This window comes from Sorangium sp. So ce119 (assembly GCF_051524405.1).
GTDB classification, from domain to species: Bacteria; Myxococcota_A; Polyangia; order Polyangiales; family Polyangiaceae; genus Sorangium; species Sorangium cellulosum_G.
The window spans coordinates 4887776-4914454 of the sequence record NZ_CP150310.1 but is presented as its reverse complement, the minus strand read 5'-3'; the positions used below and the strand labels follow the sequence as shown (position 1 = coordinate 4914454).

General features: G+C 71.2%; 20 protein-coding genes. 14 read left to right on the top strand and 6 right to left on the bottom strand.

The features are described 5' to 3' along the window. The first annotated feature begins 19 nt into the window (after nucleotides 1–19). The 5 genes from WME76_RS18445 (at nucleotide 20) to WME76_RS18425 (ending at nucleotide 10374) form a co-directional block, all read left to right on the top strand. Entirely contained in the window at nucleotides 20–1303 is a 1284-nt protein-coding gene (locus tag WME76_RS18445) for a hypothetical protein (protein WP_437961404.1), read from the top strand. A 46-nt stretch (nucleotides 1304–1349) separates the two neighbouring features. After that, nucleotides 1350–1601, top strand: a complete 252-nt coding sequence (locus tag WME76_RS18440) for a hypothetical protein (RefSeq protein WP_437961403.1) — start codon at nucleotides 1350–1352, stop codon at nucleotides 1599–1601. A gap of 98 nt (nucleotides 1602–1699) precedes the next feature. Then, nucleotides 1700–7033: a trifunctional serine/threonine-protein kinase/ATP-binding protein/sensor histidine kinase gene (locus WME76_RS18435; RefSeq protein WP_437961402.1), complete on the top strand. Its 5334-nt coding sequence runs from the start codon at nucleotides 1700–1702 to the stop codon at nucleotides 7031–7033. A 203-nt stretch (nucleotides 7034–7236) separates the two neighbouring features. Further along, nucleotides 7237–8436, top strand: coding sequence for a tetratricopeptide repeat protein (locus WME76_RS18430; protein ID WP_437961401.1), 1200 nt, complete (start codon nucleotides 7237–7239; stop codon nucleotides 8434–8436). 474 nt (nucleotides 8437–8910) lie between these two features. Further along, complete coding sequence (locus WME76_RS18425) at nucleotides 8911–10374, top strand: hypothetical protein (RefSeq protein ID WP_437961400.1); 1464 nt, start codon at nucleotides 8911–8913, stop codon at nucleotides 10372–10374. A gap of 27 nt (nucleotides 10375–10401) precedes the next feature. On the opposite strand, the gene WME76_RS18420 is transcribed toward WME76_RS18425, so the two are convergent. The 3 genes from WME76_RS18420 to WME76_RS18410 form a co-directional block, all read right to left on the bottom strand. Beyond that, entirely contained in the window at nucleotides 10402–11511 is a 1110-nt protein-coding gene (locus tag WME76_RS18420) for a cation diffusion facilitator family transporter (RefSeq protein WP_437961399.1), read from the bottom strand. Between the two features lie 73 nt (nucleotides 11512–11584). Next, nucleotides 11585–12193, bottom strand: coding sequence for an N-acetyltransferase family protein (locus WME76_RS18415; protein WP_437961398.1), 609 nt, complete (start codon nucleotides 12191–12193; stop codon nucleotides 11585–11587). A gap of 218 nt (nucleotides 12194–12411) precedes the next feature. After that, nucleotides 12412–13662, bottom strand: a complete 1251-nt coding sequence (locus WME76_RS18410; RefSeq protein WP_437961397.1) for a zinc-dependent alcohol dehydrogenase — start codon at nucleotides 13660–13662, stop codon at nucleotides 12412–12414. A 328-nt stretch (nucleotides 13663–13990) separates the two neighbouring features. Here WME76_RS18410 and WME76_RS18405 point away from each other — a divergent pair, with 328 nt between their 5' ends. Beyond that, nucleotides 13991–15310 (top strand): cytochrome P450, encoded by a 1320-nt coding sequence (locus tag WME76_RS18405; protein WP_437961396.1) that lies wholly within the window; start codon nucleotides 13991–13993, stop codon nucleotides 15308–15310. A gap of 222 nt (nucleotides 15311–15532) precedes the next feature. Here the strand turns inward: WME76_RS18405 and WME76_RS18400 are convergent, their stop codons facing one another. After that, nucleotides 15533–16321, bottom strand: coding sequence for a tetratricopeptide repeat protein (locus WME76_RS18400; protein WP_437961395.1), 789 nt, complete (start codon nucleotides 16319–16321; stop codon nucleotides 15533–15535). Between the two features lie 172 nt (nucleotides 16322–16493). Here WME76_RS18400 and WME76_RS18395 point away from each other — a divergent pair, with 172 nt between their 5' ends. The 4 genes from WME76_RS18395 (at nucleotide 16494) to WME76_RS18380 (ending at nucleotide 22267) form a co-directional block, all read left to right on the top strand. Continuing rightward, nucleotides 16494–17777, top strand: a complete 1284-nt coding sequence (locus WME76_RS18395) for a glycoside hydrolase family 1 protein (RefSeq protein WP_437961394.1) — start codon at nucleotides 16494–16496, stop codon at nucleotides 17775–17777. Nucleotides 17778–17803: 26 nt separating this feature from the next. Next, on the top strand, nucleotides 17804–19633 hold the full coding sequence (locus WME76_RS18390) for a radical SAM protein (RefSeq protein WP_437961393.1): 1830 nt from the start codon (nucleotides 17804–17806) through the stop codon (nucleotides 19631–19633). Between the two features lie 361 nt (nucleotides 19634–19994). After that, nucleotides 19995–21350, top strand: a complete 1356-nt coding sequence (locus tag WME76_RS18385) for a DNRLRE domain-containing protein (protein WP_437961392.1) — start codon at nucleotides 19995–19997, stop codon at nucleotides 21348–21350. A 98-nt stretch (nucleotides 21351–21448) separates the two neighbouring features. Continuing rightward, the gene (locus tag WME76_RS18380) at nucleotides 21449–22267 is read left to right on the top strand and encodes a HugZ family protein (RefSeq protein WP_437961391.1); all 819 of its coding nucleotides are present in this window, start codon (nucleotides 21449–21451) and stop codon (nucleotides 22265–22267) included. 36 nt (nucleotides 22268–22303) lie between these two features. On the opposite strand, the gene WME76_RS18375 is transcribed toward WME76_RS18380, so the two are convergent. Further along, nucleotides 22304–22684: a hypothetical protein gene (locus tag WME76_RS18375; protein WP_437961390.1), complete on the bottom strand. Its 381-nt coding sequence runs from the start codon at nucleotides 22682–22684 to the stop codon at nucleotides 22304–22306. A gap of 37 nt (nucleotides 22685–22721) precedes the next feature. On the opposite strand from WME76_RS18375, the gene WME76_RS18370 reads away from it, so the two are divergent. Then, nucleotides 22722–23135, top strand: coding sequence for a hypothetical protein (locus WME76_RS18370; RefSeq protein WP_437961389.1), 414 nt, complete (start codon nucleotides 22722–22724; stop codon nucleotides 23133–23135). Nucleotides 23136–23152: 17 nt separating this feature from the next. On the opposite strand, the gene WME76_RS18365 is transcribed toward WME76_RS18370, so the two are convergent. Beyond that, a complete protein-coding gene (locus tag WME76_RS18365) occupies nucleotides 23153–24439 on the bottom strand; it encodes a PAS domain S-box protein (RefSeq protein ID WP_437961388.1) in 1287 nt (428 codons plus the stop codon). 506 nt (nucleotides 24440–24945) lie between these two features. Between WME76_RS18365 and WME76_RS18360 the strand changes: the two genes are divergently transcribed. The 3 genes from WME76_RS18360 to WME76_RS18350 are packed head-to-tail and all read left to right on the top strand — an operon-like array spanning nucleotide 24946 to nucleotide 26509. Next, nucleotides 24946–25221, top strand: a complete 276-nt coding sequence (locus WME76_RS18360) for a hypothetical protein (protein ID WP_437292027.1) — start codon at nucleotides 24946–24948, stop codon at nucleotides 25219–25221. A gap of 46 nt (nucleotides 25222–25267) precedes the next feature. Beyond that, nucleotides 25268–26167 carry a PAS domain-containing protein gene (locus WME76_RS18355; RefSeq protein WP_437961387.1) on the top strand — a complete coding sequence of 300 codons (900 nt, stop codon included), beginning with the start codon at nucleotides 25268–25270 and terminating at the stop codon, nucleotides 26165–26167. A gap of 45 nt (nucleotides 26168–26212) precedes the next feature. Continuing rightward, nucleotides 26213–26509 carry a hypothetical protein gene (locus WME76_RS18350; protein WP_437961386.1) on the top strand — a complete coding sequence of 99 codons (297 nt, stop codon included), beginning with the start codon at nucleotides 26213–26215 and terminating at the stop codon, nucleotides 26507–26509. Nucleotides 26510–26679: the final 170 nt, after the last annotated feature.

Genomic DNA, 26679 nt, shown 5'->3' with positions numbered 1-26679 from the left:
ATCGAACTGGAGGTGAGATATGGGCTCAGCGGAGAACGCGGTGCGAGCAGAGAGCCTGAGGCTCTCAGGGAACTACTCGGGGGCGATCGAGCTCTTCAGCGATGCGATCAGCGCGAGGCCTGACTACTGGTGGGCGTACGCGCACCGCGCTGCCGCTCGCGCCGCCTTGGGGAACTTTGTCGGAGCGTACGATGACTTCAAGCTCGCGAGGCCATATTACAAATCCAGCAACCAGCTGTCGTGGTTCCTGGGACAAAAGGCCGAGCTATTTCGCTTGTGGGCGCGCGCGACGCTCATGGGCGGAAATGATGCGCAGGACGAGCCGGGGCATTGGGACAAGGACGAGGACGTGAAAGACGCACCTCCGGATCTCGGAAGGGCCGGCTATGACATCGCAGCGAACCAACGCCCGGCGGAGTCGAGCAGCGCGGCGTGTGCTCACAAGGCCTTCGAGCAGATGAGTTGCGCGATTCGACTGTTCTCGAAAGCGCACGACATCACTGACTGTAACCCGTGGATCCTCGCCCACCGAGGCGCGACATACACGATGCGCTACTGGGTCGGCCACCCCCATCGGCGCTTCGCGGGCGGTACGGCTGAAGATTTCAAGCTGGCCCAGAAGGACTTCGAGGATGCTTGTGAACGCAATTCGGGTTATGGATGGGCCTACGCTTTCCATGCCGTCCTCGTCGCGCTGTACGATGACGCGCCGGTCGACGCCGGGAAGAAGGGCGCCGTGCTGCACGAACCCGGGCGTCACGACATGCTGGAGAGGGCCATGACCCTGGTCGGAAAGGCGTCCATCAACGGCTTGGACCGGACTCTGACGATTCTGCGCATCATCATGGCGCTCGCGACCTACAGGGCCGGCAAGGCTGCCGCGATGGGGGTCGATCCCTCGCCGGGGTTCAAGACGGCGGCGGAGTATGCATGGCAGACACTGCAGATCGACAGCGAAGAGGCGGCCGCGCGCTACTTCGTTGCTGATAATGTACACCACGTGTCGAATCCTGCGGACGCCGATGCGCGGCACACCATCGTTCGCGCCCGCGCAGAGCTGCGCGGGGTTCGAGCTCGGATCATCGCCATGGAGGGTGGCCTCGACTGTATGGAAGGAAAGTTCGCCGAAGCGTGCGAGAAGCTCGAGTTCCTGCGGCGCAACTTCGACGTCGAGGCGTATTCTCTGGTGAGACGAGATCCGGCGTGGGCACGCGTGCGGGAAGGTAAATCTCCGGGCGCGGACGGTGAGCTGAAAGGCCTGGCCGACGCGCACAAACATTACAGAAGATTGTTCCAGTTCTGAGACGAAGCGCGTCGTCATCATCCGATATGACTGCCAGGAGGACGCAATGAATTCCGCCTCTCGACTCTTGACCGAGCTCAGCATCGATCCCTTCCGTCTCGATGACTTCTTGCGTGATCCGGATCCGCTCCTCGCAGAGGAGGGGGTCGCGCTGGAGGGGCTCGCTGGCTGTACGGACCCGTCTGCCGTCGCGGCCGACGAGACCTGGACACGCTGCGCCGCGTGCTTCGATCCCGGCTACGACCCGCTTCCCGATCCGGATGTGCCCATCCCGCCGCAGCTCTCGCGTCGCGCATGACGAGCTAGGAAAGCCCGCCTCAGCTCGAACGAGCGCCGTCTCGAGCCCAGCGCGCGCAGGCTCGTGCTCGCCTTGCTTCGTCAACCCCGGAGCCCACCATGATTTCCACCCTCTTCGATTGCGACGTTCACGATGTCCTGCACGCCGGTAAACACACCGCCGTATACCGCGCACGCCGGCGTGTTGACGGGGTGCCGGTGGTGCTGAAGGTGCTGGAGGACGTGCACCCATCCCCGCGTCGCATCGCGTCGCTGCGCCACGAGAACGCGCTGCTCCGCCAGTGCGCGTCCGAGAACGTGGTGCGCACCTTCGGGATCGAGGAAGACCAGGGCCGTTTCGGGATCGTCATGGAGGACTTCGGCGGCGTCGCGCTCAAGGCGGCCGGCCTCGCTGGAAAGCTCACGACCCAGGATTTCCTCGGGATGGCCATCCAGATCGCGGAGGCCGTCGAGGGAGTTCACCATCGTCGCGTGGTGCACAAGGACATCAACCCGTCCAACGTGCTGATGCACCCAGAATCTCGGCAGATCAAGCTGATCGACTTCGGGATCGCCACCGTCCTCGCGGACGAGGATCCCGGGTTCAGCAGCCTGAACGCGCTGGAGGGGACGATCGCGTACATCTCGCCTGAGCAGACGGGGCGGATGAACCGGCCGGTCGACGAGCGGACGGACCTCTACTCGCTCGGTGTGACGCTGTTCGAGCTGCTCACGGGCCGCCGCCCCTTCGTCACCGAGGACCCGCTGGAGCTCGCGCATTGCCACATCGCGCGCCGGCCTCCGTCTCCCCTGGAGCTCGACCCGACGGTGCCCCGACAGGTCGCCGAGATCATCCTCAAGCTTCTGGCGAAGGACGCCGACGAGCGTTACCGGTCCGCTCACGGGCTGCGGGTCGATCTGGCCCGTTGCCTCGAGGAGCTGCGCCACGGAGGGGTCATCGAGCCGTTCGCGCTCGGCGCCGACGACAGGTCGGATCGTATTCACTTCCCGCAGCACCTGTATGGCCGGGACGCCGAGGTCAAGCGGCTGCTCGACGGGTTTGAGCGGTCGACGCGCGGCGCGCTGCTGATGCTCGTGTCAGGGTACGCAGGCATCGGCAAGACGGCCTTGATCCGCGAGGTGCACCGGCCGCTCACGGCGCGGCGCGGCTACTTCGTCGCAGGGAAGTACGACCAGGTCCAGAACGGGCCTTACAGCGCGTTCATCCAGGCGATCCGGGCGCTCGTCCAGTATGTCCTGACCGAGAACGAGGCGCAGCTCGGCGACTGGCGCGACCGGCTGCTCTCCAATCTCGGGACCAACGCCGCCGTGCTCGCTGCGGTGTGCCCGTCGGTGTGCGCGGTCCTCGGACCTCAGCCGGCGCCGCCGCCGCTCCAGCCTGACGAGGCGCGCAACCGCCTCCACGAGGCGGTGCACCAGCTCGTGGCGCTCTTTGCGCGGCGCGAGCACCCGCTCTGCCTCTTCATCGACGATCTCCAGTGGGCCGACGCCGACTCGCTGAAGCTGCTCCGGGAGCTCATGCACATGGCGCGCGACCAGGCGCTCCTCGTGCTTGGCGCCTACCGTGACAACGAGGTCGGCGAGTCCCACCCGCTCCGCCTGACGATCGAGCAGATCGCGGCGCAGGGATCGAACGTGGAGCGGCTCGCCCTCGCGCCACTCGCGCCCGACGACGTCGCGAGCCTGCTGCAGGGGACGCTCGGCGCAGCGTTTGACGGGGCCGCGCGGCTCGCCGATCTCGTCCTCGCCCGGACCGACGGCAATCCGTTCTTCATGCGCGCCTTCATCACGTCGCTCCGCGCCGACGGATCGCTGACGCCTTCACCCTCGGGGTGGCGCTTCGAGATCGACGAGATCCGGAAGCGCGGCGTCACCGACAATGTCGTTGAGCTCCTCTCGTCTCGCATCGAGCGGCTCCCAGTCGCGACGCAGCACCTGCTCCGCCTCGCCGCCTGCATCGGCAGTCGCTTCGAGCTCGGGATGCTCGCGGGGATCGCCGCGCGCCCCGTGGCGGACGCGGGGCGTGAACTCTGGGACGCGGTCGCCGAGGGGCTCGTGCTCCCGCTCGACCGCGTCCACTCACCCGTCGAGGCGGCGGCGAGCCCCGACATCCGATTCCGCTTCGCGCACGACCGCATCCAGGAGGCCGCGCTCGCCTCGCTCGACGAGGACAGCCGCGTGCGCCTGCACCGCGAGGTAGGGAGAAAGCTCCTCGGGCAGATCGAGGCTCACGAGGAGCGGGAAAAATGGCTGTTCGAGATCGTCGGCCAGCTGAATCGAGGCCGGCCGGCGATCTCGGACCCGGCGGAGATCGAGGAGCTCGCCCGCCTCAACCTGCGCGCGGCGCAAAAGGCGCTGGAGGCGGCGGCGACCGAGCCTGCGCTGCGCTATGCGCAGGCTGGCATAGCCCTTCTCTCCGAGCAGGACTGGGAGATCCGGCACGAGCTCGCGCGTGACCTCCACGACTGCGGCATCGAGGCAGCGTTCGGGTGCGCCGCGCTCGACACGGTGCAGAGTCTCTCGGCCGCGCTCCTGCGACACGCGCGCACGCCCCTGGCGGAGGCGCGGGTCCGCCGCATCGAGGGCCAGGTGCTCTTCGCCCAGATGCGCGTGACGGAGGCGATCGACACCTTCGCCCAGCTTCTAGCGCGCCTCGGCTTCCCGCTCCCCTCGCCGGCCACACCGGAGGCAATCGCCGAGGAGATGCGGCGCACCGAGGAGGCGCTCGCCGCCTGTGGAATCGAGAACCTCGCCGGCCTCCCGCGCTGTACGAACGAGGCGGCGCGCGCCGCCCTGGATGTGCTGAACCGGATGGTGTTCCTCACGGTCTCTGTTTCGCACAGCCTGTTCGCGCCCGTCATATGCAAGGCAGTGCAGATCTCGCTCGCGCACGGGAACACCGCTGAGTCGGCATTTGCATACACGAGCTTCGGTATCCTTCTCACCCACGCGGAGGACTTCGAGCGAGCTGCCCGCATCGGCGATGCGGCTATCGCGCTCTCCGATATGATCGGCGACAATGGGGTCCGCGCGCTGGTCTACATCTACGCGCACTATCAGCTCATTCACTGGAAAGTACCGTTGTCCGACACTGCGCGTCATTACATGGAGGCGTACCGCTACGCGATGGAGGCCGGCAGCCCGTTCAGCGCCTCCTGCGCCGTGACGTGCTGGTCCGGCGTGCGCCTCCTCGCAGGCGATCCGCTGGGCGAGGTCGCCGCGGATATGGAGCGTTACGCCGAAGTCGCTATTCGGTTCCACCAGAACGTCGTCAAGGCCTGGCATGACGTGTTCCATCAGTTTGCGCGCAACTTGTGCGAGGAGGTGCCCGACCCGACGCGCTTCGGCGGGCGGGTCTACGACGAGGACGCCCGGCTTCCGACCGACCGCGCCGACGGTGGCGCGATGGCCAACTATCACCTCTGCAAGATGATGCTTTGCTACATGTTCGGCGACTTCGAGCGCGCCGCCGCCCACGCGTGCGATCGGGAGCCATTCACCGCGGTCACCGCGACCTCATACTACGGTCCCGTCGTGGCCTTGTGGGACTCGCTGGCGCGGCTCGCCGTCCTCGGGCGCTCCAATGAAGAAGAGCAGGCGCGGCTCCTGGCGGCCGTCGCCGCCAACGAGCGGAAGCTCGAGGTGGCGCTCCCGCTCTGTCCCAAGACGATCGGGCACAAACTCGCGCTCGTGCAGGCGGAGCGCGCGCACGTCGAGGGGCGCGACGCCGAGGCGCGCACGGCGTTCGAGCGCGCCGTCACGCTGGCGCGCGGGAGCGGCTATGTCCACGAAGAGGCGCTCGCTTGCGAGCTGTCGGCGCGGTTTTATTTGAAGCAGCGCGAGGTGCGCCAGGCGCGCACCCGATTCCGCGAGGCGCACGAGGCCTACCTGCGCTGGGGCGCGGTGACGAAAGCAAAGGCGCTCGAGCGCGAGCTGCCCCACCTCGTCCCGCGCGTCGCCAGCGTCACGTTCAGCCCTGTCACGCTGACGGGCACGCGCGGCGGCGAGTGGGACCTGAACGTGCTCGACCTGATCAGCGTGATCAACGCCTCCCAGGCGATCTCGCGGGAGGTCGACCGCGAACGGCTGCTCATGCGCCTCATGGACCTCCTCATCGAGACCGGCGGCGCCGAGTCGGGCGTTCTCCTGCGCGAGCACGACGGCCAGTGGCTGGTCGAGGCGGAGAAGAGTCTCAATGAGGAGCAGGTGAGCGTGTTCCAGTCCATGGACATGACGGATTTGAAGGCCCGGGGGTTTCGCGGCGTGCCCGAGTCGGTGATCAACTACGTGGCGCGCACCGGCGAGCCGCTTGTCATCGATGACGCCATGGCGAGCCCGCAGTTCCGTCGCGATCCTTACGTCGCCCGCCACCAGGTGGTCTCGATTCTGTGCTTCCTGCTCCCCCGGCAGGCCGAGCGGAGGAGCGTCGTTTACCTCGAGAACAACCTGATGAAGGGTGCGTTCACGCCCGGCCGCATCAAGATCCTCCTGCTCCTCTCGACGCAGGCGGTGATCTCGCTTGAAAATGCGGTGCTGTACCGGACGCTCGAGCGACGGGTCGAGGAACGCACGCGAGAGCTGCAGGAGAAGAATGAGGAACTCGTGGCGGCGATGACACGCCTGCGCGAAGCGCAGGATCGCCTGATCGTGCAAGACCGCCTGGCGTCGCTCGGAACGCTCACAGCCGGCGTCGCGCACGAGCTGCGCAACCCGCTGAACTTCGTGAACAACTTCGCGCAGCTCGGGGTCGGCCTCGTCCACGAGGCCAAGACCAAGCTCGGCGAGCTCCCGGAGGTCGATGCAGCCGTCAAGGAGCCGCTGACGAACCTCCTCGAGGACATCGAGGTCAGCGTGAATCGGATCCAGGAAAACGGCCGCCGGATGGACGGCATCGTCGGATCCATGCTCGAGCACTCGGGCGGCGGGAAGGGAGAGCGCCAGGAGACGGACTTGAACGGGCTCGTCGAGCAGTTCGCGTCGTTCGCCGTGCAGGAGCTGCGCGCCCGCAGGCCGCCGGTCGACGTGACGCTCGCGCTGGAGCTGGACCGGTCGATCGGACGGATCGTGGTCGTGCCACAAGAGATCAGCCGCGTGATCCTGAACCTCGTCAACAACGCGGGGTACGCGGTGAGTGCGAAGCTGAAGGCGACCCGCGACCCGCGGTACCAGCCTCACATCCGGGTCGCCACGCGCAATGCCGGGGACCGCGTGGAGCTCCGGGTCCATGACAGCGGCGTCGGCGTCCCGGCGGACATCCGCGACCGCATCTTTACCCCGTTCTTCACAACGAAGCCGACCGGCGAGGGCACCGGGCTGGGCCTGTCCATCTGTTACGACATCGTCGTCAAGGGCCACCGTGGCAGCATCCGTTTCCATTCGAAGGAGGGCGAGTTCACCGAGTTCGTGGTCGCCCTGCCCAGGCAGCTTGCGTGACGCCGCCGCCCGCCTCGAGCCGCCCGCCCACGCGCGCGCCGCAGGGAGGTGAAGACGCCGCTGCGCCCCACCGACGCGGTCGCCCTCTTCCTGGACACGAGCTGAGCGGCGGAGCGCCCAAGGGCCCGTGTTTCGCCGCGTCGTACGGAGCGGAGGCCGCTCGACGCGGGTCGACTCACCACCTCCAGCATCGGATGGGAGAGATGGACGAGACGACGAGGCGCGACGACGAACGCCGTCGCGCGCGAGAGCTGGCGGAGCGCGGGCACGCCTACTGGAAGCAGGGCAATCACTCCGCCGCGATCGAGTGGTTCACGCGTGCGCTCTCGGCGGATCCGTGTGATCCCTGGACGCTCATGCGTCGCGGCGCCGCCCGGGCGGCGATCAACGACGTCGCCGGCGCAGCCGAGGACCTGAACCGCGCGAAGGCGATGGTCCCGGGGGAGGAGTGGCGCAGCCGGCGGCACTGGGCCGCCGCGCAGCTTGGGGAAGGGATCCGCTCCTCGATCCGGGATGCAGCACTCCCGCCGGAGGAGGGAGCGGCAGGGGTCGAGGCGATGCTCGCGAACATGGACGCGTCGATAGCGGCGTTCACCGAGGCGATCCAGGAGGATCCGAGCAGCGCCTGGGCCTACGCGCACCGCGGCGCAGTCGCGACGCTCGCGCACTGGCTCGGCACGCGGACCGGCGTCGATCCGGAGCGGGTGCGCCGCTATGCCGGGTCGGCATGGGACGACCTCGACGCGGCGCTTCGCCTGGACGGCGTTTACAAGTGGGCGCTCGTCTTCCGTGGCCTCCTGCTCACGATCAGGGGGTCCAACGAGCCCGACGATGGCGAACGCCGGGCGCTCTTCGCGCGGGCGGCCGTGAGCATCGAGGCCGCCGGTCGCGCGGACGAGAGATTCCCCGTGCTGCGCGCGTTCACAGAGTTCGCCCTCTACAACCGGGACTTCGACGAGGTGATCGAGGTCGGCTGGAGGCAGCTCTCGAAGGATCCCGCTGACACGGTCACCCGCTATTGCGTCGCCAACGCGATGGTGCACCTCGCCGGCCGAGCCGACGCCGACGACCCCGCGGTCGCGGAAGCGCGCCGCTCGGCCGCGGGCGCCGTCGCGGCGCAGGCGCGCAGGGGGATGCTGGCGAGGCGCTCCCAGACCTGCGCCATGCTGGGCGGGCTGGCGATGCTGGAGGGCAATTACGAGCGCGCCGCGGCCATGCTGGACGACGTGCTCGATTACCCCGACATGGATACGCTGGTGTTCATGCGCCGCGATCCGGCGTGGGACCTGGCCCGCGATCCCGCGACCGGTGCGCGCGACCCGCGCCTCTCCGCCGTGGTGGCGGCCTACGCGAAGCTCTTCCCGCAGACGTCTGGGCGCTCCGCGGATACCGCGGCGGAGTGAGCGTCGGAGTCGAAGGCGGAGTCCTGTCGCTCGATCACATCGCCGAGCCTACCGCTCGTCCCCTCGATCCACTTACGTCCGAGCGCGCGGTGCACCTCGCATCCCCTGCGTCAGGGTGGTTCAGTTCCTTTCATCGGCTCGCCCTCTGCATCATTCCAGGATCGCTGTCCACTCTGCTGCTCCCATCGGCCGCTGCGCGGATCCATCGCGACGGCTGCACGATTTCACGACGGCTGTTCATTAAGTTTCCTGCGCGTGCGGACGGAAGCACGTGCGTCTCTGCCGACCTGCGTCACCATGGCAGAGGTATCTTGAGAAGGAGCAGCTCACCGCGTCCGGGCACGCGGGGCCACTTGGCTCATTCACGTCATTCGTGTCGGTGGCCGGACGAGCGGAGAGCTGCGGAGCGAGAGGAAACTGATGATCGCTTACACTGGAAATAAGTACTGGATAGCACCTCTGATGCTCGCAACGATGTCTCTTGCGTGTGTGGCGCAGGAGGACGACATCGCCGCATGGGACGCCGACGGCCTCCTCGATCAGGACCAGCAGGGCGTCACGGGCGTGGACGCGGGGGAGACGCTCCTCGTCGGCACGGCGACCGTCGCCGGCACCACCGTGTCGCTGAACGCCGGCACGGTCGACGCCCACCCGATCGTCGCCGTGGCGTCGGGGGCGGTCGCCAAGCTCAAGGTCTACGTCGACGCGACCAACACCGCGACGACCCTCCGCCTCGGGCTCTACGCGCGGTCGGGCTCCGCGCCGGGGGCGCTCGTCGCCGCGTGCAACGTGACCAGCGTCACGAACGGCGGCTGGAACGAGTGCGCCGTCCCGGGCAGCCCGAGCGTCACCAGCGGCACCACGTACTACGTGACCGTGCTCGCGCCGTCGGGCGGCAACCCCGTGAAGACGCGCAGGGCCGGCGGCACCACCACGTCCTACTGGAAGGCGGGGCAGAGCACCCTCCCGAACCCCTATGGCACGCCGGGGGGCAGCTTCTCCGCGGGCCTGCTCTCCTTCACGGCCGTGGCGGCGAGCACCACCACCCCCACCGACACGATCAGCTGCCCTCCCGGGTACACCGAGGCCTTCCGGGACGACTTCGACGGCACCAGCGTGGACACCACGAAGTGGACCATCGCGAACCAGAACACCAATGCAGACGCCGAGTACATCCGGCTCACGCACATGCTGGCCTCCAACGTCTCGGCCTCGGGCGGCACCCTGAAGATCGCGTCGAAGCGCCACTGCAGCGACCCGTATCCGACCCTCTCTCCCGAGAACCCGGGGCAGTGCGCCGGGGGGACCAACTACTACTCCGGCGGCTTGATCATGGGGAAGCGAGGCCACGCGGCCGGCAAGGGGATGATGATCTTCCGCGCCAAGATGCCCTCTCCGGTCCAGGGCTACTTCCCGGCGCTCTGGGCCAGGAACACCCATAGCTGGCAGACCAACACGTACGGGGAGCTCGACCTGGTGGAAAAATGGTGGGACCCGCTCACCAAGGGGGTCCACTCGGACGACGACCTGATGGCGCAGACCACGTGGATCTACGACGGGGCGAACAGCCTGCACACGAACGGGAACGTCTTCGGTCCGTACGCCGGGTCCAGCGCCGGATTCCACGTGTGGGAGGTCGAGTGGGACGCCACCGTGACGCCGGCGACGATCAAGTACTACTACCGCGATGCGCCCAGCTCCACCCGTCACCACATCCGCACGGTCACGTACAGCTCGGGGTGGAACGGGGCGATGACGGACGCGCTGATGAAGGCGGCCATCGACGACACCGGCTGCAGCGCAGGCAACTGCGGCTTCCGGCCGTACGTCGACTTCGCCGTCCAGCCCGACACGCGCTATCACGTGAGCCCGGACGCGGCGACGACGTACGACCCGACCGATCTCGAGGTCGACGCCGTGATCACCTGCGACGGGTAGGCCTCGTCGCGCGCGGCGGCGCCGCCGTCACGCCGGCTCGTCGCGCTCGACGTCAATGTGCACGAGCACCTCGGCGTCGGGCTCGAGGGCGAGGATCGCGTCGCGCGCGCGGTCGCCCGTCGCGTGCGCGCGGGCGAGGGGGATGTCGCCCGGCAGCTCGATGTGCACGTTCACGAACAGCGTGTGCCCGGCGACCCGCGTGCGCAGCGCGTGGTGGCCGAGGATCTCGCCGGCCGCGCGCAGGGCGTCGAGCGCGGCCTCGATGGCGCGGACGCGCTCGTCGGGGGCGCTCGTGTCGATGAGGTCGCGCACGCCGAGGCGGAGGAGGGACCCCGCCGAGGTGAGGATGTAGACGGCGACGGCGATCGACAGGACGCCGTCGACCCGGGTGAAGCCGGTCGCGTACGTGACCGCGACGCCGACGAAGACCGCGAGGTTCGCCGCGATGTCGGTGCGGTAGTGGACGGCGTCGGCCTGGATGGCGCTCGAGCCGGTGCGCGCGGCGACGCGGCCGAGGTACGTGACGAGCGCCGCGGTGACCAGCGCGGCGGCGGCCATGGCGCCGAGCGTGACCGCGGCGAGGCGGAGCGGCTCGGGCGAGAGCAGCCGCCGGACCCCCTCGACGAGCAGGTAGACGCCCGAGCCGCCGATGAGCAGGCCCTGGCCGGCGGTCGCGAGCGTCTCGATCTTCGCGTGGCCGAACGGGTGCGAGCGATCGGGCGCGGCGTGGGCGAGCTGGATGGCGAGGGCGTTCGCCGAGGAGGCGAAGAGGTCCGTGAGCGAGTCGACGGCGCTCGCGGTGACGGCCATGGAGTGGCCGAGCTGGCCGGCGACGAGCTTGCCGAGGGCGAGGCCGCCGGCGGTCACGGCCGCGATGCGGCCGGCGCGCAGCGCGGCGCGAGCGCGGGCGGCGGGGTCGAGGCGACCGCCAGGGCCGCGGGCCGCGGCAGGGCCGCCGCGGCCGGCAGGAGCGCCGCGGCCGGCGGGGCCGGGCTCCGCGCCGGCAGGGCCGGGCTCCGCGCCGGCGGGGCCGGGCTCCGCGTCCGGATCGAGGCGCGCGGCGGCGTCGGGGAGGGCGCCGGGGTCGGGGAGGGCGCCGGGGTCGGCGGCGCGCGCAGCGGGAGACCTTCCGCTCATCGCGGGCAGGCTACCCGCGGCGCCCGCGCTCGTCATGCCCGCCGCGCGCCTCGCCTCGACCCGGCCGGGCGCCTCACCGCCGAGAGGCCCGCGCGTCGTCCACCTGCGCGAGCGAGAGCCCCATGATCAGGTCGTCCACGAACGCCCCGTCGTCGGCGCGCACGAAGCCGCGGCGCGTCCCCTCGTGCGCGAACCCGACCGACCGGTAGAGCGCGATCGCCCGGGCGTTGTCGGCCCGCACGTAGAGCTCGACCCGCAGCACGCGACCCCCGTCCGCGTCGCGGTGCGCGCGCGCCCACTCGAGCAGCCGCTCGAGCAGCGCCCGGCCCACCCCGAGCCTCTGCGCCTCCGGGTGCACGCCGAGCCCGAGGATGCCCACGTGGCGCACCATCCTCGGCCTGAGCCGCAGCAGCGTCACCTCGCCGGCGAGGCCGACCCCCTCCAGCTCGGCGGCCAGGCACAGCGCCGAGCCGTCCGTCGCCGTGAGCCCAGCGCGGTCCCGCTGCTCGGCGTACGCCGCTGCGTCCGCCGGCAGCTCGTCCTCGTGCTTCACGATGCCCTGCCGCGCGCGCACGATCGCCCGCTCGAGCTCGAGCTGAGCGGCGGCGTCCTCGCGCGCGACCTCCCGGATGATGCAGTGACGGCCGCCCCGGAGCGGGGCTCGACGCGGTTCGAAGCGCATGGTGGGCTCCGAGGCTAACGGCCGCCGCGCGCGCTGTTCGAGCGGGAAATTCCCCTTTCGCGCTGGGACGGCCCCCGCCTCGAGATGGCGCCGACGGACACGCCGACGCCGGCCGGCTCATCCGAGCCACGCCCTCGCCAGATCGAGCAGGCGCGCGTGCGCGGGCACCGCCTCGAGGAAGCTGCGCCGCCCCCGCGCTGGCCCCGTCGCGCCGCGGGCTACGCCACGGCGCGGTTCAGGTTCGCGGGCGTGCCCGCCGCCGACGGGCGGAGCTCGACCTTGACCCACCCCGCCTCGCGCCGATCGAAGGCCTTGTAGGCGTCGATCGCGGACTCGAGGGGCGCCTGCTTCGTGATGATCGTGGTGGGATCGACCTGGCCGGTCTGCACGAGGTCGACGAGCTTCGGGATGTACTTCCTGTGGTTGCAGTTGCCCATCTGGAGGGTGAGGTTCTTGTTCATCGCCTCTCCGATGGGGAACGTGCGCGACGTCTGCGGATAGACCCCGATCACCGAGATCGTCCCCGCCTTGGCCACGCACCGGACGGCCCACTGCAGCACCTGCGACGGGCCGTCGCCCGCGCGGAAGGTGTCGCCCTTGGTCCGCGCGTCCGGGGAGATCTGCTTGACCTCGAGGTCGAACGCCTTGGCCTGCTGCTTCGCCTCCTTGTGGGCGGGGCCGTCGTGCGGCCGCTCGGCGTCGACGCCCACGGCGTCGATCGCCCGGTCCACGCCGATGCCGCCGGTGAGGCGCATGATCGCCACCAGCGGGTCCTCGGCGGAGAAGTCGATCGTCTCGGCGCCCTGCGCGCGCGCCATCTCGAGGCGATCGGGGACCTGATCGACGGCGATGATGCGCCCCGCGCCCATGAGCTTGGCGCTCGCGATCGTGAACAGGCCGACGGGGCCGCAGCCGAAGATGGCGACGGTGTCGCCGGGCTTGATCTCGGCGAGCTCGGCGCCGAAGTACGCTGTCGGGAAGATGTCGGAGAGCAGGATGGCCTGGTCGTCGCTGACGCCGTTCGGCAGCTTCACGAGGCCGACGTTGGCGAAGGGGATGCGCGCGAACTCCGCCTGGAGCCCGTCGAACGGCCCGGACATCTTGGGGCCGCCGAAGAACGCCGTGCCCGCGTGCTTGCCGTTCGGGTTCGCGTTGTCGCACTGCGCGTAGTACGCGGCGCGACAGTAAGAGCAGTAGCCGCACGCGATCGTCGACGGCACGACCACCCTGTCGCCCTTGCTCAGGTTCCTGACGTCGGCGCCGAGCTCCTCGACGACGCCGACCGCCTCGTGGCCGAGCACGGTGCCCGGCACCATCCCCGGCATCGTGCCACGGATGAAGTGGAGATCGGTCCCGCAGATGGCGCTCGCCGTGATCCGGATGATCGCGTCGGTCGGCTCCTTGATCTTCGGCTCCTTGATGTCGTCCATCCGGATGTCGCCGATGCCGTGAAAGACTACCGCCTTCATGAGTGCTCGCTTTCTCCCTTCAGGGTCCTACCGGCGCGCCGGGCTGCCCGCCCGGCGGCGCGATGCACACAGGTCGTGCGTCCAGACGCCGCTTTCCGTGCCGATCCCGTGCCAGCGCGCGAGCGGAGCGCGGTGAGGAGCGGACAGAAGAGCCGTCGATGTGCCAGAGCGGTGGAGCGCGGGCGGTGGACGCGGCGAGAGCGATCTGCCGAGTCCGGCGGTGTGAGCTGCTCCTCATGGGAACAGTTCGTGGCGATTTGTCTCGGCTGTGGCCAGCTGGCGCTTCTTTGGTGGAGGTGCCTGCCTGCTCGGCTGATAGCCTCGGCGCATGTCCACCCTGCCGCCGGGGCCGAGCAGCAAGCTCTTGAGCCTGATCCGGTACCTGCGGGATCCCATCGGCTGCATGGTGCCGTTCGCGCGCAGGTACGGAGATCCCTTCACGTTTCCCGGCAAGCCGCCGCTGGTGTGCACCGGTGATCCCGTTGGCATCAAGGCCATCTACACGGCGGATCCCGACACGTTCGCCCCGCTGTCGGCGGACCTGGCCGTGTTCCTGGGGCAGAGCTCGCTGCTCCTGCAAAAGGGCCCCGAGCACCGCCGGCTGCGCAGGCTCATGATGCCGCCGTTCCACGGCGCGCGCATGCGCGCCTACGGGGAGGCGATGTGTCGCCTGGCCGAGCAGCACACGGCGGACTGGCGGCCGGAACAGCCCGTGACGGTGCACGAGGTCGCGCAGCGGATCTCGCTCGACGTGATCTTGCAAGCCGTCTTCGGCGTGAGCGAGCCAGGGCGCATGGCCGAGCTGGCCGCGCTGCTCCTGGAGCTCCTCGACGGGATCTCGCCGCTCATCGCGATCTTCCCGTCGCTGCGGCGCGAGCTCGGCGGGGTCGGCCCGTTCGCCGCGTTCCGGCGGCGGCAGCGCCTCGTGCACGACCGGCTCGACGCGCTGATCGCGGCGGCGCGCGCGGCCGGCCCGCGCGAGGACATCCTGAGCCTCCTGGTCGAGGCCCGCGACGAGGACGGCCGGCCCATGACCGACGAGGAGATCCGGGACCAGCTCATCTTGCTGGTGTTCGCCGGGCACGAGACCACGGCCATCTCCGTCGCGTGGGCCTTCTACGCGCTGCACCGGCCCGAGAACGCCGCGGCGCTGGAGCGGCTGCGCGCCGAGCTCTCGGCGCTGGGGCGCGACCCGGGGGTGGAGGCGCTGGATCGGCAGCCGTACCTCGAGGCCGTCTGCCAGGAGACCCTGCGTCGCTACCCGCTCGCGCCGGCGCCCGGCCCGCGCATGCTGCTGCGTCCGCTGGAGCTCATGGGCCACGCCCTGCCGGCCGGCGTGGGGGTGAGCGTGGCGATCGGGGTCGCGCACTTCCGCGAGGACGTCTATCCCGAGCCGCTGCGCTTCCATCCGGAGCGCTTCCTCGAGCGCAAGTTCACGCCGTTCGAGTTCGTGCCCTTCGGCGGCGGGGCGCGGCGCTGCCTCGGCGCGGCCATGGCCGCCTACGAGATGCGGCTCTTGCTCGGCACGATCCTGCGGCGTTACCGGCTGCGCCTCGCGTCCCTGCGGCCCGACCCGGGGAAGGTGCGCGCCGCCAATGCCGGGCCGGCGCACGGCGTGCGCATGATCGTCGAGGAGCGGCTGGCGTAGCGCGCCCGCGTCGACCAGCGCGCTCCGGGGCTGCGCGGGCTGCGCCTGTCCCGGCTCGATGGCAGCAGGAGGCCGATCGAGCTCCTTGGCCCCCGGCGCCCCGCTCGCCGCGGCGCCGCATCGGCTGACGTCGACCGATCGCCAGTCACAGGAACACCCACCGTCAATGGCCTGCTCCCCGGTCCGACCCGGCCGGAGATGCGGTGTCTCGGGCGGAGCCGATCACCGCCCTTCGCGCCGCAGATTCCCTGTCTGCGCCCGCGCCGGCGCCGCCGCGTACGCCGCGAGCGCGCGCCGGACCGGGCCGCGATCGCGGCCGCCCGCCCGCACCGGGTCGGCCTCGCCGACCAGCACCGACAGGGCGCGCGCCTGCGTCCTCGCGGCGGCGGCCAGGGCGGAATCGCCGGCCTGCGCGGCGAGCGCCGTGAGCCGCCGCGCCGCGCCGAGCGCCGCCGGCAGCGCGCCGGCCGCGACGTACGCGGCCGCGAGCTCCTGCAGCAGCCCGGCGTCGTCGCCCCGGAGCGCCACGGCCGCCTCCAGGTCGGCGATCGCCTCGTCGCGCCGCCCCTCGCGCGCCCGGAGCGCCGCCCGGGCGCGGTGGCCCTCGACGAAGCCGCGCACGTGGTCCAGCCCCACCGTGTACGTGCGCTCCGCCTCGCGCAGATCGCCCGCCCGCTCGTACAGCGCGCCGAGCCCGAGGTACGCCGGGCCGTAGGTGGCGTCGAAGTGGACCGCCTCCAGGTACCGCGACAGCGCCACGTCGGCCTCCCCGGCGGCGGCGCGCGCCCCGGCCTGGCGCGTCAGCTCGGCCGCCTGCGCCGTCGCCCAGCCGACCGCCTGCGCCGTCGCCCCGCCGACCGCCTGCGCCGTCGCCCCGCCGACCGCCTCCGACGCGCGGGCCGGCGCGGCCCCGTGGAGCAGCGCCGCGGCGAGCGCGATGGCGACGGCGACGGCGACGGCGTGCGCTCGCCGCACCGCGCCCGCCGCTCCGCCGCACCGCACTGCGCACACCGCCCCGATCGTACCGGCGGCCGACCGGCCGGGCAATCGCGCGCCCGCGCGGCGCGCTCCGCCGCGCCGCCGCGTGGTCCCCGCCACGCCGCAGCGCGCCGCTGAACGCCGCGCCCCGCGCGCCTGTCCGGAAGGCAGCCGCCCGGCGCGAGTTCGCGTAGGATGCGGGGTCATGGGTGACGATCTGCGCTTCCCGGACGCGTTCCTGTTCGGCACTGCCGGCTCGGCCACGCAGGTCGAGGGGCACTGCGCGCAGAGCGACTGGGCCGCGTTCGCGCGCGAGCCGGGGCGCGTCCGCGGCGGGGACACGCCGGACGCCGCGTGCGACCAGCTCCACCGCTTCCGCGAGGACGTCGCGCTCCAGGCGCGGCTCTGCATGGGGGCCCACCGGCTCTCCATCGAGTGGGCGCGGGTCGAGCGGGAGCCGGGCGAGTTCGATCCGGCCGCGTGGGACCACTACCGCGACGTCCTCGGGGCGCACCGCGAGGCGGGGATCACCCCCATGGTCACCGTGCACCACTTCACCCTGCCGCGCTGGGTCGCGCTGCGCGGCGGGCTCCTCTCGCAGGAGCTGCCGGCGCTCCTCTCGCGGTTCGCCGAGCGCGCCGTCGAGGCGCTCGGCGATCTCTGCCAGCTCTGGGTCACCGTCAACGAGCCCAACATGCTCGCCCTCCAGGCGCACCTGCTCGGCGTCTGGCCGCCGGCGCGGAGCTCGCCGGTCGAGGCGGTGCGCGCCCACCAGAACCTCTTCCGCGCCCACGCCGCCATGTACCGCGCCATGCACGAGGCCGCGGGCCGCCGCGGCCACTCCATCGAGGTCGGCGTCGCGCACCACCTGCGCGTCATCGAGCCGGAGCGGTTCGGGCGCCTCGCCGACCGCATGTGGGCGGCGCTCTTCGAGCGGCTGTTCAACGACGCGTTCGCGCGCGCCGTGTGCGACAGCGGCCTGCACGACTTCTTCGGGGTGAACTACTACAGCCGCGATCTCGTCCGCTTCTCGGCCGCGCACGCGCGCGCCGGGTTCCTCCGGCGCCTCGTCCCCGAGGGCTCCGAGGTGAGCGATCTCGGCTGGGAGATCTACCCGGAGGGGCTCGGTCACGTGCTCGACGCCTGGTGGCCCCGCGCGCGCGTCCCGATGTACATCACCGAGAACGGCATCGCCGACGCCGACGACGACCAGCGCCCGCGGTTCCTCGTGCGGCACCTCGCCGAGGTCGCGCGGGCGATCGAGCGCGGCGTCGACGTGCGCGGGTACATGCACTGGTCGCTGCTCGACAGCTTCGAGTGGGCCGAGGGCTACGCCCCGCGCTTCGGGCTGGTCGAGGTCGACCACGTGACCCAGGAGCGCAGCCCGCGGCCGAGCGCCGAGCTCTACGCGCGGATCGCGCGCGCGCGCCGCATCGACGCCGGCGGCGTGGGCGGCGCGTTGATGGAGGGCGGCGCCGCGCCCGCGTGACGGACAGCACCCGAGAGGCACGACCCATGCGCATCGCGCTGCTCTACCCACCGCCCTGGAAGATCCCCGCGCCCGGCGAGGCGCCGGACACGAGCGGCGACGGCCCGCCGGCCGATTATCGCGACGGCGACCTCGACCCGGACTTCCACCAGACCCCGTACGGGCTCTTCTCGCTGGGCGCGCAGGCGATCCGGGCGGGCCACCAGGTGAAGGTGCTGAACCTCTCGTCGTACCCGTTCTCGCAGGTCGAGCGGATCGTGCGCGAGCTCGACGCCGACGTCTTCGGCCTGTCGTGCTGGACCGCCAACCGGCGCGGCGTGGCGCTCACCGCGCGCTGCATCCGGCGGCTCCACCCCGCGGCGCACATCGTCGTCGGCGGCCCGCACGCGACCCCGCTCGCGGCCGAGATGATGCGCCATCACCCCGAGATCGACACGGTGGCGCTCGGCGAGAGCGAGCACTCGTTCCTGGAGCTCCTCGACCGCCTCGAGGCAGGCCGGCCCGCGCTCGGCATCGCCGGCACGGCCTACCGGGTCGACGGCCGCGTCGAGCTCGGCCCGCCCCGGGCCGCGATCGAGGACCTCGACGCGCTCGAGTCGCCGCACGACCACTTCGCCACGCACATCGTGATGACCTCGCGCGGCTGCGCCTGGGCCTGCACCTTCTGCGGCGCCGAGGCGACCTGGGGCCGCGGCTTCCGCGGCCAGTCGGTGCCCTACGTGCTCGACGCGATCGAGGCGGCCGTGAACAAGCTCCCCGTGAAGATGGTCCAGGTCAAGGACGACACCTTCACGACGAACAGGAAGCGCGTCATCGAGATCTGCCGCGGCATCCGCGAGCGCAAGATCTCCTTTCTGTGGAGCTGCGACACGCGCGTCGACGTGCTCGGCGAGGACCTGCTCCGGGAGATGCGCCTCGCCGGCTGTCAGCGCCTGAGCCTCGGCGTCGAGTCGGGCTCTCCGTCGATCCTGAAGAACATCGACAAGAAGATCACGGTCAAGAAGATCATCGAGTCGACCGAGCTCGCGAAGAAGTACGGGATCCAGGTCCGCTACTACATGATGCTGGGCAATCGCGGCGAGACGGCGGAGACGTTCCGGGAGACGCTCGCGTTCCTGGAGGAGGCGAGGCCGCACCAGTACATCTTCTCGTGCCTGTCCATCTACCCCGGGACGCGCGATTTCGACGACGCCGAGGCGGCCGGCTGGCTCGAGCGCGACGTTTATTTCCGCGGCGACTTCCAGGAGCTCAAGACGCCGTTCGACGCCTCGGAGGAGGACACGGCGCTGATGAGCGCCTGGTTCGAGAAGAACAAGGGGCTCCGCGAGCTCTATTGCGAGGGGGTGGAGGAGCGCCGGGCGATCCTCGCGCGGCTCGGCGATCACCACGCGGCGCACCTGGAGCTCGGGGTCGCCTACCTCGACGCGGGGCAGCTCGACCTCGCGGAGCGCCACGCCGCGCGCGCGCTGGAGCTCGGCCATCCGCTGCCGGGGCTCGCGTACAACGCGCTCGCGTGCGTCGCGGCGGCCCGGCGCGACTGGCAGGCGATGCAGGATCACTTCACGGCGGCGGCGAAGCGCGATCCGCAGCACGCGGTGCTCATCCGCAACGTGCAGGCGGCGCGGGCGTGGTACGCGAAGGGCGGTCCGGACCGGGGGCTGCCGCTCGACCTCGTCGCGCGCTGCGACTTCCAGCTCCTCGAGCGGACGGCGCAACCCGCGCTCCCGGGGCCGCTGCCGGAGGACTTCGCGGCGTGGCCGCCGGCCGCAGCCCGGCCCGCGCGCGCGGCCGAGGCCCAGGCGGGCGGCCGCGAGGCGGCGGCGCAGCGCGGGCGGCTCCGCGTCGTGCCCTCGTAGCGACGCGGGGGAGCGGCACGCGCGGAACGCGAGCCACGCGCGGGACGAGAGCGACCGACTGTTTCCGTCGGGACGCGATACCGGTGTTTCCGCAGGACTGCTTCCGTCGACGCGCGACACCGGCGTTTCCACACCGGACCACGGGATCACCGGATCAAGGGATCTCGTGTCGACTTCGTGCGGCGCCTCGAGTCGCTCATTGACACCACGTTGTGGGCCTTGATACGCACAATATCGCCGCTCTGTGCTCCGTTCGCGAACCTCGGCAGTCGAGGTCGCGCGACGTTGTTGGGTGGTCCGCGTCGGGGGGCAGGCAGCGGCATCTGGGGACGGATCCGCCTTTGGGCGAAGGAGCGCTGTGATGAAAAAGACTGTCAAGATCACAATCCTCGGGGCGATTTCGACGCTGGGCCTCGCCGCGTGCGATGCGGGCACCGTCGGTCAAACAGGGGATTTCGGCGGCGAGAGCGGCGAGCGCGTCGGCCGGGCGACGCAGGCGCTGTCGGTGTGTGTGGACGTCCAGCGCGGCCTGCCCGGCAGCGCTGTCGAGGACACGTTCCTCGACGCGGCGGCGCCGACCCACGCGAGCGGCGGCAGCCTGCTCCTGTACAGCGGCCTGTGGAGCGGCGGCGAGAAGCGCTCGCTCCTCAAGTTCGATGTGGGCTTCATCCCTGCGGGCTCGGTCATCGACTCGGCCACGTTGAAGCTCTACCAGGTCTGGAGGACCGGCGAGAGCACGGTGCGCGTGCACAAGGTGACCTCGCCCTGGTCGGAGGCGACCGCGACGTGGGCGAGCTCGGCCAGCAGCTATGACGCGGCCGTCGCGAGCACGATCGCGGCGCCCAGCCAGATCGCCGGCTTCGTCACGGCCGATCTGACGGCGCTCGTCCAGGGCTGGTCCGACGCAGGGGACAACCAGGGCATCGCGCTCGAGGAGGATCTGGTCCTGAAGACCGAGTTCAAGAGCAGCGAGGAGGCGAACGCGGCGAGGCGGCCGATGCTGAGCGTCTGTTACACGGCGCCCACCTGCGACGACGGCGTCCAGAACCAGGGCGAGTCCGGCGTCGATTGCGGGGGTCCCTGCGATGCATGTCCCCCGGAGGGCGTGAGGATCACCGCGCCAGGGGAGGCCTACGGGCACCACGGCGCGTGCGAGGGCTGGAACGGCTGCGGCGACGCGGCCACGTGCGCGCTCTGGGCGTGTGAGATCAACGGCTACCCCTCGGTCGTGTCGTACGGCGCGGATGCGCCGTGCACCGAGTTCGACAACTGCAATCTGTTCTTCTCCCGGGGGGACATCGAGTGGAGCTGGGGTAACTGGTGCGAGGTCCGCGGCGTCACCGACATCGTCTGCGGCGGGGCGGTGCCCCCGCCGGACCCGACCTGCGACGATGGCGTGCAGAACCAGGGTGAAGAGCGCGTCGACTGCGGCGGCCCCTGCGCCGCGTGCCCGGACGGCGTGCTGATCACCGCGCCGGGGGAGGCCTACGGGCATCACGGCGCGTGTGAAGGCTGGAACGAATGCGGCGATGCGGCCACGTGCGCGCTCTGGGCGTGTGAGATCAACGGCTACTCCCAGCTCGTGTCGTACGGCCCGGACGCGCCGTGTACCGAGTTCGACAACTGCCACCTGTTCTTCTCCCAGGGGAACATCGAGTGGAACTGGGGCAACAGCTGCGAGGTCCGCGGCGTCACCGGCGTCGTCTGCGCGAACTAGGTACCGCTCAGGTACCGCTCATGGTCGAGCCCGCCGAGCAGGCGCGGGGCGCGCGCTGCCGGGTTCCGGCGGGCTTCGGGGCATGCTACCCGCCCTCCATGTCGTCGACCACAGACCACGGCCGGCCCGGCGCCGTCGCGGGGCCGGAGGCGGAGCACCCTGTCCAGAGCGCGCGGGCGCCCAGCCACGCCGAGCGCTGCCGCACCCTGGCGGAGCGCGCCCGCGCCGCGACGCTGTGCACGCAGGCGCGGGATCCGGCGGGCTATCCCTATGGATCGCTCGTCACGGTCGCCGTGGACGCGCACGGGCGCCCGTTGCTGCTGCTCTCGGCGCTCGCCGAGCACACGGGCAACCTCAAGGCGCGCGCCGAGGCGTCGCTGCTCCTCGCCGAGCCCGCCGAGGGCCGGGCAGACCCGCTCGCGCTCGGGCGCATGACGCTGATCGGCCCGTGTCGCCCGCTCGAGGGCCCGGAGGCGGCCGCCGCCCGGACGAGGTTCCTCGCGGCGCACCCGCGCGCGTCGTATTACGTGGATTTCACTGACTTTTCCTTCTACCGGCTCGACCCCGTGTCGATCCGCTATGTCGGCGGCTTCGGCCGGATGTCGTGGGTCGAGGCCGCCGAGTACGCGGCCGCCGAGCCCGATCCGCTCGCGCCCGACGCCGCGCGCATCCTCGAGCACATGAACGCCGATCACACAGACGCCGTCCTCGCGTATGCGAAGGCGCTCGCCGGGATCAGGGACGCCACGGGCGCCACGATGACGTCGGTCGACCGTTACGGCTTCGAGCTGGACGTCATCACGCCGGCGGGGCCGAAGGCGGCGCGGCTCGCGTTCGGCGCGCCGGTCACGACGACCGACGAGGTGCGGAAGGCCATGGTGGCGCTGGTGCGCGAGGCGCGCGGCCGCAGCGCCTGAGCGACGACCGCGACGGCGGGCATCGCGCTCGCCTGATCACGAGAGCGCCCGGCCAGGTGGCCCGCAGGGCGGCAGTGCCGTCGCCGCCATGGCGCCGCCACCTCCGGAGCGCCCCTCGTGCCCCAGCATTCCCCGGCGCCGCGCTGATCTCGGCGCGCCGTCCTGCTGGCACGCGACCTGCCAACCGCGCGCCGCATGGGAAACGCCGACATCACCCTGCGTCACATCGCCCGACGGCGCCCCGGAGACCTGGCGCGCGTATTTGCCCCAGAGCACCGCTCGGTCGAGGTCCTCGGCTGGATCGACACCCAGGTGACGAAGCTCGAGCGACGCCTCGACAAGGCGCTGCGTCTGCGCGTCGGCGGTCGGCGAGGAGCGGAACGAGCTAACTACCGCGCTCCTGGTGATGGCGGCCATCGACCCTTGGGGACATGATCTGCGGAAGGAGCTCGCCATGCTGTTCGATGACAGGGAGACCGAGAAGAAGCTGCTCCGGAGCATGCCGATCATCGGCGAAATGATCCTGGAGGCCGAGCGGCAAGCAGCCCAGCGCGCTGAGAAGAGGGGTGAAAAGCGCGGCGAGAAGAGGGGTGAAAAGCGCGGCGAGAAGAGGGGTGAAAAGCGCGGTGAGAAGAGGGGTGAAAGGCGGGGGGAAAAGAGAGGCGAGCAGAAAGGAGCGCAGAAGGCCATCGCGGAGCTGCTCGGCCGCCTCTTCGCCCGGCGCGTCGGGCGCCGGCCGACGACCGAGGAGGAGCAATCCATCGTCGAGCGCGCGCTCGCGATGGGACCGGGCGAGGTCGAGGATGCCTTGCTCGATCTCGACGCCGAAGCGCTGGTGCGCTGGCTCGCCGAGCCGATCCGCCGGTGACGAGCCCCTGCCGCCCGTCACCCCTCGCGGCGCCGCGGGCCGCTCGGCACCTTCCCGCGGCGCGCGCGCGCCAGCGCGTGGTGGAGCCCGCTCTGGAGCGAGCTCAGCGTGACGATCTCCCGTAGATCGATGCCGATGCCCACCATCGTCTGCGCGACCTCGGGGCGGACGCCCGTCAGGATGACCTCCGCGCCGAGCAGCTTGACCGCCTGAGCCGCCCTGAGCAGCGAGTCCGCGATCTCGGCGTCCACCACCGGCACGCCCGTGACATCGAGGATCACCGTGGCCGCGCGCTGCGCCACCACCCCGTGCAGGAGCCGCTCCAGGAGCTGCTCGATGCGCACCCGGTCGAGCCGGCCGACGAGGGGCATCACGAGGATCCCCGCGTCGAGCGGGATGAGCGGCGTCGAGAGCTCCCGGATCGTCGCCTCCTGCGCGTGGATCATCTGCTCCTGGAGCGCGGCCCGCTCCGCCTCGGCCCGGCGGAGCTCGGTCACGTCGTACCCCTCGGCGATCACGAGGACGCTCTCCCCCGACGCGCCGAGGATCGGCTTCATCTTCAGCTCGATCGTGGCCGCGCGCCCGCCCGGCCCGTGAATCTGCACCTCGCACGAGGAAGGCGCGCCCGACGCGGCCTTCTGGACGCACGCCTCGATGTGCTCCTCCGCGCCGGGCGCGCCGCCCCAGAACGGCGCCCGCCAGAGCGGCTCGCCGCGGCCGTCGCCCGGTCGAGCCCCGGTGAAGTCGGCCATCGTCCTGTTGACCTCGAGCAGGTCCCCCTTCGGGGTGAGCAGGCCGATGAACATCGTGGTCTCGTCGAAGATCGCGCGGAACTTCTGCTCGCTCTCGCGGAGCGCCTGCTCGCGCCGGAGCTGCTCCGTGATGGGGCGCGAGAAGGCCGAGAAGAACTGCTCATCACCGCTCTGGACGAGGTGCGAGCTGACCTCGACGTCGATCACGTGACCGTCCTTGTGGACGTGCCTGGCGAGGAAGCGGAGCGCGCCCTTGGCCCTGATCTCCTCGATGACGGCGGCGACCTCGTGCGCCGGCCGCGCGTCGATCTGGCCGATGTGCATCGTCAGGAGCTCGCTCCGATCGTATCCCACGATGCTGGCGAAGGATGGATTGCAGTCGAGGATCTCGCCGTTCATCCCGACGACGTGGAATCCCTCGATGGCCGCCTGCAGGATCAGCCGCGTCCGCTCCTCGCGGCGGCCGAGCTGCTCGTGCAGTCTCTCGATCTCCTTGCGCAGCCCGGCGTTCTCCGCCCGGAGCCGCTCGATGCTGTCCTGATCTGTCGCCACCTTCGCTATTCCTTCCGCCACCCCGCCGCCGCGCCCGGCCGCCGCCGCGGCCGCTCTGCCTCGCGCGGCGAGACCTCATGACGATAGCCGATCCTGGCGCGGGGCTACGCGCCCGTCGCAGCGAGCGCGCCCTTTCGCCCGCGCTCGCCCGCGAGCGGACATCCTCTGCTGATGGAGGGAGATCTGCGCGAACCCCGCCGACGGCGTGGCCCCGGGCACGGAGCCGCTGCCCGCTCGCGCTCCCCCGCGCCGCGCCGCGCCGCGCCGCGAGACGAGCGCCGCCGGCGCACGACCCGGAGAGGGCGGGCCCGGGGCCCGCGCCGATCTCGCCCGCAGCGCCTGGGCGCCGCATCTGTGTGTGGTCTGGATTACAGCTATTGAGTTTGAGTCAACTGGATGGATGTAGCTGCGATCACGCTCATTGTTGACACCTCTCGTGACAGCGAGTCCAATGTTTGCCGCGAAGCGCGACGTTCAGGAAACGCGACGTTCAGGAAACGCGAGGCATGGGATCCCGTGACAGCACCCCTCGATGTGATCGCGCCGAGCTCGTGGAGCTCCTGGGTCGGACGCTCGGCAGCGCCGCGGCGGCGGAGGTCGTCGACCGCGAGGGGAAGAGGCTCGGGCTGAAGGACGACAGCATGCCGCTCGACACGGCGTACGCGGTGCTCGACGCGCTGGCGGCGATGCCCGGCGTGATCGGCACCGCGGCCAGCGTCGCGCGGACCGAGCTGCGCGTCGCGGCGGTCCGGCGCCGGCTCGGGGAGCGGCATCGGCGGTAGACCCCGGGGGCCCGCGGCCGGGCCGGAGTGACGTGAGAGGATCTTCATGGTTTCGGAACCGACCAGTCGACCCATCCTCGTCGTGGACGACAATCCGGACATCCATGTGCTCATGGAGCGGATGCTCGTGCCCAGGTCGCTCCACGATCCGGAGATGGCCCGCGGGCTCCACGCCCTCGAGTCGCGCCTGTTCGGCGCCGAGCCGCCCGAGGAGGCCTCCGACGTCCTCCACGGGCTCAGGTTCTCCATCGACTCCGCCCACTCGGGCAAGGATGGTATCGCCCTCGTCGAGGCGAACCCGAGCAGGTATTTCCTTGCGTTCGTCGACATGCGCATGCCGCCGGGCATCGACGGTATCCAGACGATCAAGGGGATCTGGCGCGTCGCGCCGGACATCTACACGGTCATCTGCACCGCCTATTCCGACTATAGCTGGGACGAGATCGCGAGCGACCTCGGGTGCGCGCCCAACCTGCTGATCCTCCGCAAGCCGTTCGAGGCCATGGAGGTCCGGCAGATCGCCGCGACGGTCGCGCGGATGTACGACTCGCTGTCTCGCGTGAAGGCGTCGGTGAGCAAGCTGGAGGAAGAGCTCGTGATCGCCATGGAGAGCGTGTCGCAGCTCGAGGAGCGGTCGAGGGCGCTCCTCGCCGAGATCGCCGACCCGTGCCTCCTGCTCGATCGCGAGGGCGAGATCCTCGGCGCGAACCCGAGCGCCCACGAGCTGTTCGGCGTGGACGAGAAGCTGCTTTACGGGCGCGACGTGGCGTCGGTGCTCGTCGACGTCCAGGCCCCGCTCCCGAGCGCGCGCGCGGTCGCGCGGAGCCGGCTCGTCTGCCCTCACAGCCGCGCGCTCGAGGCCAGCGTCACGCTGACCCCCGTCGGGTCGCAGCCCGGCGCTGCCGGCGAGTTCATCGCGCGGATCCGGGTGACCCCTGCGGCGTGAGCGCGCCAGTCTCCCGGCGGCCCGACGGGGCTCGATGACTGGAGCGTGGCTGGCGCGCGGCAGCCGCGCCGCCGCGCGGGGGTGTCGCGGCGGAGTTGCGCGCGGTTCGAGGTCGTCCTCGCGATGCTCCGCGCGGCCGCCTTCATGGTCCCGTCCGGGCTCGGCGTGCAGGACGCCGGCTATGTCGCCCTCCTCGGCGCGCTGGGCGTGCCGGGCGCCGTCACGGTGGGCGCCGCGTTCGTCCTGATCAAGCGCGCCAAGGAGATCGTGTGGATCGCGCTCGGGCTCCTGGTCTTCTTCGGCGGCCGGGTGGTCTACCGCGAGGCGCCCGAGAGGGCCTGAGCCCGGGGGACAGCGACCTGCGCCGACGCGTCGTCGCCCACGGGGGCCGCCCGGGTCGGGATCGTCCCCGGCTGCGCGCCGACGGCGGGCGAGCCGGCGCGAGGGACGCCTCATTTGCCCGTGGCGAAGCGCAGTGATTCTGGCAGCATCCGCGGCGAACACGCCGTGCG